This is a genomic window from Paraburkholderia xenovorans (assembly GCF_046030735.1).
Taxonomy (GTDB): Bacteria; Pseudomonadota; Gammaproteobacteria; order Burkholderiales; family Burkholderiaceae; genus Paraburkholderia; species Paraburkholderia xenovorans_A.
Window position 1 is genome coordinate 203,324 of the sequence record NZ_JAQQBV010000007.1, and the last position, 13,277, is coordinate 216,600.

A 13,277-nucleotide genomic window follows, 5' to 3' on the forward strand; every position below is an offset into this window, starting at 1 on the left:
GAAGCCTGCGGATCGCTTACATCAAGGTTTCCCGGCGGACGCAGCGTCATCTTCACGAAACAGCTTGTCGGCCAGATGAAACGCCGAATTCGCCGCCGGCACGCCGCAATAGATCGCGGTTTGCATCAGCACTTCCTTGATCTGCTCGCGCGTCACGCCGTTGTTCTTCGCGGCGCGCAAATGCAACGCCAGTTCTTCGCTCCGGTTCAAAGCAACCATCATCGCGATGGTGATCAAACTGCGCGTATGACGCGGCAAACCTTCGCGCGTCCAGATTTCGCCCCACGCGTAGCGGGTGATCAGGTTCTGGAATTCTTCGGTCAACTCGGTGCGGTTTGCGAGCGAGCGCTCCACATGTGCTTCGCCCAGCACAGCACGACGTACGCCGAGTCCGGCTTCGTAGCGATCTTCGTCGTTCATGGCTGCTCCGTCAGGAAGTCGAGCACGGTCTTCGTGAACGCGTCCGCCTGCTCGATGTTGGAGATATGCGATGAGTCCAGTTCCACATAACGCGCGCCCGGAATCGACTGCGCCAGTTCGCGGCCTTGCGCGGGCGTCGCGGCCAGATCGTGCGTGCCGCTGATCACCAGCGTCGGCAACTTGATGCCGGGCGCTTCGGGACGCAGATCGGTTGCGTCGATCGCTTCGCAATTCAACGCGTAGCCTTCCTTGTCGGTGTGGACGAACACATCGCGGATCAGCGCCAGCACGACCGGCTCGCGTTCGATGTACTCGGCCGTGAACCAGCGCGGCAACACTGCGTCGGCCAATGCGCTCATGCCTTCGGTGCGGGCCTTCGCGGCGCGCGGCACCCACACTTCAGGCGAACCGATCCGCGCCGCCGTGTTGCACAGCACCACGCGATCGAAACGATTGCCGTGACGCGCCGCCAGCGCGGCGCCCGTCAAACCGCCCATCGACAGCCCACAGAAATTCGCGCGCGCTATCTTCAGCGTGTCCATCAAGCCGATCACGTCGCCGCTCAATTGCTCGATCGAATACGGCCCTTTCGGCGCTTCCGAATGGCCGTGGCCGCGTGTGTCGTATCGCAGCACGCGAAACTGCTTCGACAGCGCCGCGACTTGCGGCGTCCACATCGACAGATCGCTGCCGAGCGAATTCGACAACACGATCCACGGTGCGTTGCCGTGACGGTCGCCGTCGATTCGATAATGAAGCTCGGTGCCGTTAACTGCGGCGTAGGGCATACCGGTTACTCCTTTGAGGTCGCGCGAGTCACGCGCGCGTGATGAAGGGCCAGCGCGGCGTCCACGTAAGCGTGCGCCTGGCCGACGTATTGTGCGGGATCGAGCAGTTGTCGCAAGCGCTCGAGCGGAAGATGTTCGGTGACGGCGGCATCGGCGGACAACACATCGAACAGCGTCTTGCCGCCGGCAATCGCCGCTTTCGATGCGCGCTCGACCAGATGATGCGCATCGAGCCGGCCGATGCTGTCGCCGAGCGCGAGCATCACGGCTTCGCCGAGAATCAAACCGTGCGTGATGTCGAGATTTTTCGCGAGCCGCGGCACGTTGACGTTCAGGCCCGCGGCGATCTGTTCGATATTGGCGAGCGCGCCGCCCGCGAGTCGCGCGAGATCCGGCAGCGCGTCCCATTCGGCCTGCCAGCCGCCGAGCGCGCGCTCGTGCTCCTGCACCATGCCGGCGAAAACGGTAGCGACGAGACCCGGCGCGCGTGTCGCCGCGGTCAGCACCGCGGCGCAGCCCACCGGGTTGCGCTTGTGCGGCATCGTTGACGAACCGCCTTTGCCCGCAACCGCGGGTTCGGCGAGTTCGTCGATCTCGGTTTGCATTTGCAGCGAGATGTCGCGCGCGATTTTGCCGAGCGTGCCGATCAGCATGCCGAACCACGCCGCCGTTTCGGCGATGCGATCGCGCTGCGTGTGCCACGGCAAAGCAGGCACAGCGAGCGCGAGTTCTTCAGCAAGCGATTGCGTGACTTGTGGCGCCGCGTCGCGCAAACTTGCGAGCGTACCGGCCGCGCCGCCGAACTGCAGCACCAGCACGCGCTCGCGCAATGCATCGAGCCGGTCGCGATGACGCAGCAACGTATCGAGCCATTGCGCGAATTTCAGACCGAGCGTGATCGGCAACGCCTGTTGCAACCAGGTGCGGCCGATCATCGGCGTCGCGCGGTGAGCTTCCGCGAGCTTCGCGAGTGCGGCGCAGGTGGCTTGCAGACCGCTGTCGAGCAGATCGAAGCTGTCGCGCAATTGCAGCACCGTCGCGGTATCGATGATGTCCTGGCTCGTCGCGCCCCAGTGCACGTACTTCGACGCTTCGGCGTCGGCCGACTTCACGCGCGCGGTGAGTTGCTTGACGAGCGGGATCGCGAGATTGCCGCCAAGCGCGGCGTCACGCGCGAGTGCATCGGCGTCGAGTTGGTCCGCCTGACACGCAGCTTCGATCGCGGACACGGCGGACTGCGGAATTACCTGATGCGCGGCCGAAGCGCGCGCGAGCGCCGCCTCCACGTCGAGCATCCGTTGCAGCGTGGCGCGCGGCGCCCAGATGTCGTTCATCGGCTGCGTGCCGCAAAGAAGGCCGGTCAAACGTGCGCTGGAGTCGAGCATGATGGCTTCGATGATCGGGAGAATCGAAAGGAAGAGTTCGCCGCCTACCGCGATCGCAGCAGGCGTTGCGGCGTATTGTGCGCTAAACGCGGCGTGGCGTCGTTGACGCCGGCGGCATCCGACTTGCGCGAAGGGTCTTTCGGGTCTTTCGTGCCGCGCCAACGCGCGCCGCCGCTACGCTCAACGCAGGCAGCGCGCCAGCGCAAGGCCCCGCGCTAATCAAGCCTGAGTCCCGTCGATCAACGGCACGCCGGTCAACTCGTGCAGCGCGTCGAAGCCGATGTCCGAGAAGATCTCACGCACCACGAGCCCCTGCTCCGTGACGTCGATCATCGCGAGGTCCGTATAGATGCGATCGACACACCCCACGCCCGTCACCGGGTATGTGCATTCGGCGGCGATCTTGCTTTCACCCTGTTTGGTCAGGTGTTCCATCATCACGTACACCTGCTTCGCGCCGATCGCGAGATCCATCGCGCCGCCCACCGCCGGAATCGCGTCGGGCGCGCCGGTATGCCAGTTCGCCAGATCGCCCTTCGCCGACACCTGAAACGCGCCGAGCACGCAGAAGTCCAGATGGCCGCCGCGCATCATCGCGAACGAGTCGGCGTGATGGAAAAACGCGCCGCCCGTCAGCAACGTGACGTGCTGTTTGCCGGCGTTGATCAGCTCGTCGTCTTCCTCGCCTTTCGCGGGCGCCGGGCCCATGCCCAGCAAACCGTTTTCGCTGTGCAGGAAGATTTCCTTGTCGGCGGCGAGGTGGTTCGCCACCAGCGTGGGCACGCCGATACCGAGGTTCACAAAAGCGCCTTCAGGAATGTCCTGGGCAACGCGCTTGGCCATTTCGTCTCGGGTCAGTTTTTTCATGTCGGTCTCCTCAGGCTGCGGTCGCGGATGCCAGTTCGGCTTGATGCGTCGCTTGCGGCACTTCGATCACGCGTTGCACGAAGATGCCCGGCGTGACGATGTTCTCCGGATCGAGCTCGCCGAGCTCCACCACTTTCGATACCTGCACGACTGCGGTTTTCGCCGCACTCGCCATGATCGGACCGAAGTTGCGCGCGGTCTTGCGATACACGAGATTGCCCCAGCGGTCGCCCTTGTACGCCTTGATCAGCGCGAAGTCCGCATGCAACGGCGCTTCCAGCACGTAATGCCGGCCGTCGATCAGACGGGTTTCCTTGCCTTCGGCGAGCAGCGTGCCATACGCGGTGGGCGTGAAGAAACCGCCGATGCCCGCACCTGCCGCGCGGATCCGCTCCGCGAGATTGCCTTGCGGCACCAGTTCCAGTTCGATTTCGCCGGCGCGATAGAGCGCGTCGAACACATACGAATCGCTCTGGCGCGGGAATGAACAGATGATCTTGCGCACGCGTTTGGCTTTGAGCAGCGCCGCGAGGCCGATGTCGCCGTTACCGGCATTGTTGTTGACGATGGTGAGCTCGCGCGCGCCCTGTTCGATCAGCGCGTCGATCAATTCGGACGGCATGCCGGCCGTACCGAAGCCGCCGATCATGACGGTCGCGCCGTCGTGCACGTCGGCCACCGCCGATTGAAGTGACTCGAAAATCTTGTTGATCATGTCGAATTTCCTTTTGGGGCGCTGCGTGCCGCCGCTTGCCTGCCGTGCGGACAGGCGCCTGACGAACGGTCTCCGGGCCTGATGCGGGCGGCGGCTCGCCGGGTCAAAGATGCAAGCTGGCGCCTTCGGTTTGCTCGCGTTAAATTTGTTCGTTATGTGAACAGTGATTCGTTTAGCGAACGTTCCGGCAGATTATGGTTGTGCTGAGGCTACCTTGTCAAGGCAAGGGATTTCCCTTAACGCCGACCCTTACGGTCGTTTCCACGGATGAACCGCTATCCGGAAAGCAGATTATTCGGCTACCCTTTATATATAAACCACATAGACCGTCCTTAAGCACCGCCACTAGAAAACCATGTCCGAGACAAGCCTGGATCTCAACCTGATCCCCTATCTGGTCGCGATGGAAGACACCCGCAACGTCAGCCGCGCGGCCGAACAGCTCGGCGTCAGCCAACCCCGCGTCAGTACCGCGCTGGGCCGCCTGCGCGACTATTTCGACGATCCACTGTTCGTGCGCACGTCGAAAGGCATGGAGCCGACGCCGCGCGCGCTCGCGATCCTGCCCGCCGCACGCGACGCGCTGCTGCGCATCGAGAAGGGCATGCTCGAAGCACAAGACTTCGATCCGAACACGAGCACGCACACGTTCTCCATCGCGCTGTCGGATGTCGGCGAAATCGTGTTTCTGCCGCGCCTGCTGCAACGTTTCGCCGAACTCGCACCGCATGCGAATCTGCGCTCGGTGTCGCTGAAACCGTCGCATGTGGAACGCGGTCTCGAATCGGGCGACGTCGATCTCGCGGTCGGCTACTTTCCCGATCTCGGCGGCAACAACTTCTTTCAGCAACGGCTCTTCACGCACCGCTTCATTTGCCTGATGCGCACCGGCCACCCGCTTTCGAAGGCGCCGCTCACGCTGCCTCAATACGTCGCGTCGGGGCACGCCGTGGTGCGTGCCGAAGGACGCAGCCAGGAAGTCCTCGAACACTACCTTGAGAAGAAGCGCATCAAGCGGCGCGCCGTGCTCGAAACGCCGCACTTCATGAGCCTGCCCTTCATCCTCGCGCGCACCGATCTGCTCGCCACCGTGCCGCACGCGATCGGCTTCGCGTACGTGTCCGAGCATGCGTCGATCACGCTGGTCGAGCCGCCGCTGCCGTTGCCGCGCTTCGATCTGCGGCAGCACTGGCATCGCAAGTTCCATAACGATCCGCGGGGTAGCTGGCTGCGCGGCGTGGTCGCCGAACTCTTCAACGACGACAAGGACGAGTGGCCGAAATAAGGCCACGCGCGGTCGCAGAAGAATACGCGCGGCCGCCGCAAAAAGGCCCGACGGCAAAGCGGCATCGATACGAGCCACCGCAAAACATGGAACAATGGCCGCACTCATTGAACCCGCGCGCTCCGTCAAGCGTCGACGCGCGATCCCAGAGGAGCGACGGATGGCCAGCAGCAAAGAGAAAAAAACCCGATCCAGGGCTACGACCACGAGCGACGCGCAGCGTCCGAGCCGCGACGAAGCTGAAGCAGCAGTCCGCGTGCTATTGCGTTGGGCCGGCGACGATCCGCAGCGCGAAGGCCTGCTCGATACGCCAGCGCGCGTGGTGCGCTCCTATGAAGAGTTCTTCGCGGGCTATCAGGTCGACCCGAGCGAGATCCTGTCGCGCACCTTCTCCGAAGTGGACGGCTACGACGAAATGATCGTGCTGAAAGATATCCGCTTCGAAAGCTATTGCGAGCATCACATGGTGCCGATCATCGGCCGCGCGCACGTCGCCTATCTGCCGCAGCATCGGGTGGTCGGCATTTCGAAACTGGCGCGTCTCGTCGATGCATTCGCGAAGCGTCTGCAGATCCAGGAGAAGATGACCGTGCAGATCGCCGACACGTTGAACGACGTGCTGCAACCGGCGGGCGTCGGCGTGATTCTCGAAGCCGCGCATCAATGCATGTCGACGCGCGGCGTGCACAAGGCCGGCGTCACGATGGTCACGTCGCGGATGCTCGGCACGTTCCGCACCGATCCGTCGACGCGGCGCGAGTTTCTGTCGATCGTGGGCAACCCCGGCGTGGTCGCGATTGCCAATACGTAAGCGGTGGAAAGCAGGGGGCGCGCTTCGAAGCAGGCCGGCACGATCGCCACGACAAAGCCGATCCCGCACATCGCCGCCGACAGCGGCAGCTGTGCAACAGGCGTGCACAGCTTGCGATTGATGACGAGCACGCAGATTAGGACCGGCACTCCCGTGAGGTCTTGAACGAACTTGCAGCGCAAAGAAAATACTCATGGCCTGCGGGATGGATTTCGCCCGCGAATCGATCGGGTATCCTCAGTGGCATAGAACGGTCCGGCAGCGGGAACAAACCTTGCGTCTCAGCGCAACGGGCATCCACTGCCGGCCGGCATAACCACGCTTCCAGGAGATCCACGTGCTAGAGCTCCCGCCATCGGCGATCACCACCTGGGGCGGCGCAGTGGTCTTTCTCAACGTTCTGCTGACCCGCCTCGGCGTACCGGTGCCCGCCGTCCCCGTGTTGCTGTTCGCCGGTTCGGCGATCGCGGCCGGCACACTGTCGTTCTGGCCGGTGTTGTGCGCGGCCGTGCTCGGCGCACTGCTCGGCGACGGCGCCTGGTTCGCCGCCGGCCGCATCTACGGCCGCAAGCTGATGGCCGCGCTCGCGCGATTCTCTCCCGCAGCCGATGCGAAACTCGACAAAGCGCGTTCGCTGTTCGAGCGCTTCGGCGTGCCGCTCGTCGCGATCTCGAAGTTCGTCCCCGGACTCGGTCTGATCACTCCGCCGCTGATGGGCACGACCGCCGTCGACGTACGCATCTACGCAGCCTGGGACTTCGCCGGCGCGCTTGCATGGGCGACCTTCTGGCTGCTCGGCGGCGCGGCGGCCGAACGGGAACTGCATATGCTGCTCGCGTTCGTCAGGGCGCGCGGGGGCACCGTCATCGATATTTTGCTGGGCGTGGCGCTACTGTATTTCGTGTTTCGTATGCTGCAGCGGCGCCGCGAACGGCAGCGCTTCGCCGCCAATGCGAAGGCCCCGACCGACGTCGACGCCGACGCTCAGGCGGCCGGTGGATGGCGCCGCCTCGCAACGCCGCGAGTACTCGACGCGCGGCCGCCGGCATCGAACGAACACGCAGCGCGCCGCGGCATACCGGGCGCGCTGGCGCTCGATCCGCACTCGCCCGAACAGATCGACGGCGCGTTGCTCGCGTATGACAGGGTGATTTATTGCATCTGTCCGGACAGCGCGACGGCCGTCGAGATCACGCAGCGAATGCGCCGCAACGGCTACACGCGGATTCGCGCGCTGCGAGGCGGCCTCGACGCGTGGCAAAGACGCGGCTTTCCGGTGGCATCGCTGTCGCCCGCGGATGAACTCGCGGCAGGCCAGCGCGCGTGGGCGTCTTCAAGCGATGCGCGCGACGCGATCACACTACGCGGTCTCGCGCCGAGGCGCGGTCAACGCGTGTGAGCGGCACAAATCGCGCTCGACCGCGCTGCGCGACGACTGCCGTGGTCAGTCACGGCGGGTTCTGCGCGGCCATCGAACTCGCAGTTTGCGTCGACGCCTGCACACGGTTGCGGCCCGCCGCTTTCGCTGCATAAAGCTGCCGGTCAGCCGCGGCGAGCAGATCCAATGCAGTCGTTCCGTCCGCCGGCACGAAGGTCGCACAGCCTACGCTTACCGTAACCCGGCTCGTTTCGCCGTCGCTGCGAATGATCGCGAGACCCTGCACGTTGCGCCGAATCTTTTCCGCGACGACGAGCGCGCCTTCGGCGCTCGTGTCCGGCAACAACACGGCAAACTCCTCGCCGCCGTAACGCGCAACCAGATCGATCGAGCGTCGCACCGTCGCCGAAATGCATTCCGCTACGGCGACCAGCGCCTCATCGCCGCTCGCGTGACCATACGTGTCGTTGAATTGCTTGAAGTGGTCGATATCGATGAACAGCGCGGTGAGCGGCGTGCCGTTGCGCCGCGCGCGCCGCCATTCCTCGTCGAGCCGGTTGTCGAGCACACGGCGATTGCTGAGTCCCGTTAGCGGGTCCGTCGCAGCGAGACGCACCAGCGCGGCTTGTGCACTGAGCTTGTCGCGCAACGCGAACGCCAGCAGCCACGACACTATGATGAAAACCGCGCCGAACGTGACCGTGAGCATGCCGACAATCAGGCTGCGATGCCGCCACGGCGCGAGCACATCGTCCACGCTCGGCGCGACCACCGTGATCAGCGGCGTGCCCGGCACATGCGCATAGGTGAAGATCCGGCGCACGCCGTCCACGGGCGATACCCCGACGTAAGAACCCGAAGCATGCGTCACCATCGTCTGGAAGGTCGGCGACCTGGCGATAGTCGTACCGATATCGCGGGTGATAAAAGGTTTGCGCGCGAGCACGGTGCCGTCGTCCATCAGGATGGACACCGAGCCCTTATCGCCGGTATTGACGCGGTCCAGCAGATGCTGGAAGTACTCGATGCGGATCGCCAGCAGCGCGACGCCCGCGAATGCGTGATCGGGCGTGTCGATACGGCGTGTGAGACCGATCGACAATTTGCCGTCGCGCAGGCGCGAGCGGAACGGATGCGAGAAATACAGTCCGACATTCGGGCTGTGCTGATGCACGAGAAAATAATCGCGGTCCGCAAAGCGCACCGACGTATTGACTTCGCCTTGCTGCGTCGCGATCACCTGCGCATCCGGCCCGATCACGTATGCGCCGCCCACATAAGCCGCCGCGATCGCGCGATCGAACAGCACGGCCTGCCGCACGTTCGGCGGCAGCGTCCACGTGACCGGGTGACGCGCGCCGTCGACCATTGCCTGCAACGACAGGTCGTAGATTTCGACGTTGCGCTCGAGGTCGCTGGAGATGATCGACACAAGATTTTGCGCGGTTTCGCGCGAATGATCGAGCGCGTCCGCGCGCCCGCTGTCGACAGTCAACAACGTCAGCCCCGCCATCGACACCGCGATCAGCGTGCCCACAAGACCCGCGAAAAAAGGATGGTTGCCGACGTAACGCGACACGGCGTTGGTCCACGCGCGCGAGCGCTTGCGCCACCGCCAACGCCATGTGAGCGATCGATGTGCCACGTGCGCACCGCCTCCTTTGCCGATCGTTCGCGTGCCTCGCACTGAGTTCGCTTAGCCCTTGCGCAACAAGCCCGCTGCCGAACGCATCCGCCGCTTGCGCTCCTTCGCGAGCCAATCCTGCGCGCCGCCGGTATCGCCTGCGCCGGCCAGCAGGCTCGCGTTGTCACGCAACAGCATTTCGCTGGCGACGATATCGTTCAGCTTTCCGAAACGTTTCTGAATCTGCTTCAAACGCTTCAACGTGCGCTTGTGGCCGCCCTGCAAAACAGGGCCGAAAAACTCCAGCAGATAGCGCAATTTCTTACCCGCCTTCCTGACGTCGTGGAATGCCGCATAGTTCGCGCGTTTCGCATGAGACGCACGTTTCATGCGCTTTTTCAGCGACCGTTCGGAAGCGGCCACGCGTTTGTCCGCGAATTTGCGCAGCGGTACGCGCTCGTGCGCCGTGTTGAGTTCTTTCGTTGCGCTCGTCAACGCGTCGCGCAACAGATGTTTGACGTCCGCATTCGACAGCGTTTCGCGGCTCGTCGCGAGCGCGCCGCCGCGCACCTCTTCGAGCTTCGCGCGCATCTCGGGCGCGCTTTCGTCTTCCCGCGTGATCAGCTCGATCAGAATGTCCCAATCTCGCGTTTTCCCTGCTGCGCTTGCCAGATATTTGTAGAGCGCACGCTGGCGAGTGTTCTCGCCCTTCTCGAGCAGCGGTGAAAACGCCCACCACAGCGAGCGCAAGCGCCGCAGCGAGACCCGCAGCTTGTGCAGCGCCTCGGGCGACGCATCTTCGCGCACCGCGGCGGCCTGTTCGATCGCTTCGTCGACAAGCGGCGCAGCGTACGACGCGAAGGCCGGTTCCGCCATTTGTACGTCGACAGGCCCGCCATCCGCCGCGTGCCGCTCGGTCCCATGGGTGTTTCGTTTCATCGAAGGTCCTCGCCGATACCTTCTGCCAGCGTAGCAAAAAAAGGACCTGGCGAATATCCGCATTCCATCACCGCTGTAACACGGAGAGAACGCGCGTGAATTAAAACAACTGAACAATACGATCCGTATGAAGAACAAAGTAGTCCAGTTTCTATCGGCCAAACAATGATCTGAAATCGCCATCGCACCTTACTGCGACGCACAAAAAAATCGCGATGCATAGTGCACGCCCCTTGCCAGCGGCCTTCCCGCCGATGCGTCATACCGCTGTCATCATTACGACACACGGCGCCAGCAGGATCGATAGTTCCGCGACCAACTTTTGGGGCCCGTCATGCCGGAACTTTCGTACCCGCAATCAAGCTCCACAAATGGAAAGGGCCGCAATATCGGCCTGATCGTTTTTCTGGTTGTGATCGTAATTGGCGCGGTGTACTGCGCCATGCATCTTATGGACGACTTACAACCGGTCCGCGAAGGTTCAGTTCTCCCCTATCTTCTGCTCGGCGTCGCGCTCCTGATCGCGCTCGGCTTCGAGTTTGTCAACGGCTTTCACGACACGGCCAATGCGGTCGCCACCGTGATCTATACGCATTCGCTTGCGCCGAATATCGCGGTGGTGTGGTCAGGCGGCTGGAATTTTCTCGGCGTGCTGACTTCGAGCGGCGCGGTCGCGTTCGGCATTCTGCAATTGCTGCCCGTCGAACTGATTCTTCAGGTCGGCAGCAGCGCCGGCTTCGCGATGGTCTTCGCGCTGCTGATCGCCGCGATCATCTGGAATCTCGGCACCTGGTATTTCGGATTGCCGTCGTCGAGCTCGCATACGCTGATCGGCTCGATCATCGGCGTAGGTCTGATGAATCAACTGCTGCACGGCTCGAACGGCACGAGCGGGGTCGACTGGACGCAGGCGCTCGGCGTCGGCAAGTCGCTGCTGTTTTCGCCGCTGGTCGGCTTTCTGCTCGCCGGCCTGCTGCTGCTGATCCTGAAAGCCGTGGTGCGCGTGCCGGCGCTGTATGCCGAGCCGAAGGGCAAAGAGCCGCCGCCGTTCTGGATTCGCTGCCTGCTGATTCTGACGTGTACCGGCGTTTCGTTCGCGCACGGTTCGAACGACGGACAGAAAGGCATGGGCCTGATCATGCTGATCCTGATCGGCACGGTGCCGACCGCGTATGCATTGAACAAGGCGGTCACGCCGACCGAAACGCAAACCTTCCTCGCGGTCGCGCAACAAACGTCGGCGACGCTCGCGAAGTACACCCAGGGCGCCGCGCCGTCGGTCAATCCGCGCGCCGACGTCGAAGCCTACGTACGCACGCGTCAGTTGACGCCCGCCACGCTGCCGGCGTTGCAGCAACTCACCGACGTGATCGGCAAGCAGGTGTCCGCGTCGGGCTCGCTCGCCAACGTGCCGCAAAGCATCGTCGACAACGTGCGTAACAACATGTACGTGACGTCCGAAGCGATCCGTCTGATGGATAAGGCAAAGCAACCGGCCTTCTCCGCGGAAGACCGCAAGATCATCGACAACTTCAAGGCGCAAACCGATCACGCCACCAAGTTCATTCCGACCTGGGTGAAGGTGGCCGTCGCGATCGCGCTCGGTCTGGGCACGATGGTGGGCTGGAAGCGCATCGTCGTGACAGTCGGCGAGAAGATCGGCAAGCAGCATCTGACCTACGGGCAGGGTGCTTCGGCGGAACTGGTGGCGATGCTGACGATCGGCGCCGCCGATGCGTACGGCTTGCCGGTTTCGACGACGCACGTGCTGTCCTCCGGCGTGGCCGGCACGATGGCGGCCAACGGCTCGGGCCTGCAATGGGGCACGGTGCGCAGCCTGATCCTCGCGTGGGTGCTGACGCTGCCGGTCTCGATCGCGCTCGCTGCGGGCCTGTACTGGCTGTTCCGGATGGTGTTCTGAGCAACGCCTACTTCTGAGGAAACAAAAAAGCGCGAGTTTTTGGCTCGCGCTTTTTTTATCGCCGCTCCGTTTCGAGCGGACAGGTCGTTCAATACACTTCGGGCACGATCATCGACGCCGGCACCGGCTGACGGCTGTATTCGTCGTGATAAACGCGCGCCGGCAATTCGATCTGCGAATGCTGGATCTCGTGATACGGCACCTGGCTCAGCAGATGATGAATGCAGTTCAGGCGCGCGCGCTTCTTGTCGACTGCCTGCACGACCCACCACGGCGCCTCGGGAATATGCGAGCGCTGCAACATGACTTCCTTCGCCTGCGTATAAGCCTCCCAACGGCGGCGGCTTTCCAGGTCCATCGGACTCAGCTTCCATTGCTTCAGCGGATCGTGGATGCGGTTCTGGAAGCGGATTTCCTGCTCTTCGTCGGTGATCGAAAACCAGTACTTGAGAATCTGCACGCCGCTACGCGCGAGCATCTTTTCGAACTCCGGCACCGAGCGGAAAAACTCTTCGTATTCCTGGTCGCTGCAGAAATTCATCACGCGTTCGACGCCCGCGCGGTTGTACCAGCTACGGTCGAACAGCACCATTTCACCGCCGGCCGGCAAATGCGATACGTAGCGCTGGAAATACCATTGCGTGCGTTCGCGATTGTTCGGCGCCGGCAGCGCCGCCACGCGGCACACGCGCGGATTGAGACGCTGCGTGATGCGTTTGATCGCACCGCCCTTACCCGCCGCGTCGCGTCCCTCGAAAATCACCACGAGCCGGTGACCGGTCTGCACGATCCAGTCCTGCAGTTTGACGAGTTCGCCCTGCAAACGGAACAGTTCGCGGAAATACATCTTGCGCGCCTCGCGATGCTCGGGCGTGAAGCCTTCGGCGCCGTCGATGATGCGGTCGTCGACCTCCATTTCGAGTTCCTCGTCATAGGCGTCGATGAGGTCTTCCTCGAAGCGGCGTTGCCGTTCGGCCAGAGATTCGGCTTCAGGTCTCGGATCCTGCTCTTTCATTGCGGTTCTCCTGGCAACGGAAATAGATAGGCACGCGACGCACGCGCCGCGATCGCATTCGATTATCGAAGCGCGAAATGTCAGCCATGTTACCGGCGCGGCCACCGCGTGTTCACGCGACGCCTGCAT

The 13,277-nt window shown here is 63.2% G+C and carries 12 protein-coding genes; 4 read left to right on the plus strand and 8 right to left on the minus strand.

What is annotated here, in order from left to right; genetic code table 11:
- Positions 1-21 precede the first annotated feature (21 nt).
- From pcaC to PQQ51_RS09555, 5 genes are all read right to left on the minus strand, one after another.
- Entirely contained in the window at positions 22-420 is a 399-nt protein-coding gene (gene pcaC / locus PQQ51_RS09535) for a 4-carboxymuconolactone decarboxylase (RefSeq protein ID WP_408496522.1), read from the minus strand.
- Positions 417-1,208 carry a 3-oxoadipate enol-lactonase gene (gene pcaD, locus PQQ51_RS09540; protein WP_408496523.1) on the minus strand — a complete coding sequence of 264 codons (792 nt, stop codon included), beginning with the start codon at positions 1,206-1,208 and terminating at the stop codon, positions 417-419. The genes pcaC and pcaD overlap by 4 nt, the downstream gene beginning before the upstream one ends.
- A 5-nt stretch (positions 1,209-1,213) precedes the next feature.
- Positions 1,214-2,593 (minus strand): 3-carboxy-cis,cis-muconate cycloisomerase, encoded by a 1,380-nt coding sequence (locus PQQ51_RS09545; protein WP_408496524.1) that lies wholly within the window; start codon positions 2,591-2,593, stop codon positions 1,214-1,216.
- A gap of 219 nt (positions 2,594-2,812) precedes the next feature.
- Positions 2,813-3,460 (minus strand): 3-oxoacid CoA-transferase subunit B, encoded by a 648-nt coding sequence (locus PQQ51_RS09550; RefSeq protein ID WP_408496525.1) that lies wholly within the window; start codon positions 3,458-3,460, stop codon positions 2,813-2,815.
- Between the two features lie 10 nt (positions 3,461-3,470).
- A complete protein-coding gene (locus PQQ51_RS09555; RefSeq protein ID WP_408496526.1) occupies positions 3,471-4,175 on the minus strand; it encodes a 3-oxoacid CoA-transferase subunit A in 705 nt (234 codons plus the stop codon).
- A 355-nt stretch (positions 4,176-4,530) separates the two neighbouring features.
- Between PQQ51_RS09555 and PQQ51_RS09560 the strand changes: the two genes are divergently transcribed.
- The 3 genes from PQQ51_RS09560 (at position 4,531) to PQQ51_RS09570 (ending at position 7,670) form a co-directional block, all read left to right on the plus strand.
- Positions 4,531-5,460 (plus strand): LysR family transcriptional regulator, encoded by a 930-nt coding sequence (locus PQQ51_RS09560; RefSeq protein WP_408496527.1) that lies wholly within the window; start codon positions 4,531-4,533, stop codon positions 5,458-5,460.
- Positions 5,461-5,620: 160 nt separating this feature from the next.
- Positions 5,621-6,271: a GTP cyclohydrolase I FolE gene (gene folE, locus PQQ51_RS09565; RefSeq protein WP_408496528.1), complete on the plus strand. Its 651-nt coding sequence runs from the start codon at positions 5,621-5,623 to the stop codon at positions 6,269-6,271.
- A 337-nt stretch (positions 6,272-6,608) separates the two neighbouring features.
- Entirely contained in the window at positions 6,609-7,670 is a 1,062-nt protein-coding gene (locus tag PQQ51_RS09570) for a VTT domain-containing protein (RefSeq protein WP_408496529.1), read from the plus strand.
- A 49-nt stretch (positions 7,671-7,719) separates the two neighbouring features.
- Here the strand turns inward: PQQ51_RS09570 and PQQ51_RS09575 are convergent, their stop codons facing one another.
- Together PQQ51_RS09575 and PQQ51_RS09580 are read right to left on the minus strand one after the other, a co-directional pair.
- A complete protein-coding gene (locus tag PQQ51_RS09575) occupies positions 7,720-9,294 on the minus strand; it encodes a GGDEF domain-containing protein (RefSeq protein WP_408496530.1) in 1,575 nt (524 codons plus the stop codon).
- A 51-nt stretch (positions 9,295-9,345) separates the two neighbouring features.
- Complete coding sequence (locus PQQ51_RS09580) at positions 9,346-10,212, minus strand: CHAD domain-containing protein (protein WP_408496531.1); 867 nt, start codon at positions 10,210-10,212, stop codon at positions 9,346-9,348.
- A 334-nt stretch (positions 10,213-10,546) separates the two neighbouring features.
- On the opposite strand from PQQ51_RS09580, the gene PQQ51_RS09585 reads away from it, so the two are divergent.
- A complete protein-coding gene (locus PQQ51_RS09585; protein ID WP_408496532.1) occupies positions 10,547-12,133 on the plus strand; it encodes an inorganic phosphate transporter in 1,587 nt (528 codons plus the stop codon).
- An 88-nt stretch (positions 12,134-12,221) separates the two neighbouring features.
- Here the strand turns inward: PQQ51_RS09585 and ppk2 are convergent, their stop codons facing one another.
- Positions 12,222-13,148 (minus strand): polyphosphate kinase 2, encoded by a 927-nt coding sequence (ppk2, locus tag PQQ51_RS09590; RefSeq protein WP_408496533.1) that lies wholly within the window; start codon positions 13,146-13,148, stop codon positions 12,222-12,224.
- Between the last annotated feature and the right edge of the window lie 129 nt (positions 13,149-13,277).